At 59.4% G+C, this 535-nt stretch carries 1 protein-coding gene; it reads right to left on the bottom strand.

Annotated features, from left to right (window positions below; all coding sequences use genetic code 11):
* Positions 1–535 (bottom strand): porin (locus H6A60_RS12370; protein ID WP_205105067.1); only part of this gene is annotated, 535 nt, incomplete at both ends.

Below are 535 nucleotides of genomic sequence, written 5' to 3'. Positions count from 1 at the left end.
CCGAAGTAGGCCTTGACAACCTGGAAGTCATACGAACCACCGAACGTGAAGGCGTAGCCATCATCAACTTCGCCGTCGCTTGCGCCCGTGGTTTCGTTGTAGTTGTAGTTGTTGGACCAGTTGTACCAGTCGGCCGTGAAGGCGAGCTTCAGGGCGCCGTTGCCGTACGTGGCACCGAGGGCGCCGTAGCGGGTTGAGGTCGACTTACCTTCGGTGTGGCCAGTATGATCCTTGACCGACCATTCATCCTTCGTGTTGGCGTCGAACGAGTACTGAGCGTAGACGTTAAAGCCGGCGAAGTTCGGGGACTTATAGGTGATCGTGTTGTCGAAACGGCCAAAACCGACCTGGAAGGTCGAACCCTCGACAGCGTCGGACCACGACGTGCCGAACGGGGACATATTGCCAGCGATGCCGTACGTGCCGTTGCCGGACGTCAGCTGACCGACGCGGCCGAACGAGAGTTCGCCGAAGCTGCCGGCGATGTAGGCCTGGGATTCACGACCAAAGAGTCGACCGTCGTTGCCAAGGGAGC

It is taken from the genome of Sutterella massiliensis (genome assembly GCF_016899755.1).
Taxonomy (GTDB): domain Bacteria; phylum Pseudomonadota; class Gammaproteobacteria; order Burkholderiales; family Burkholderiaceae_F; genus Sutterella; species Sutterella massiliensis.
The sequence above is the reverse complement of the archived record's forward strand: the minus strand, read 5'-3'. Positions and strand labels throughout refer to the sequence as shown.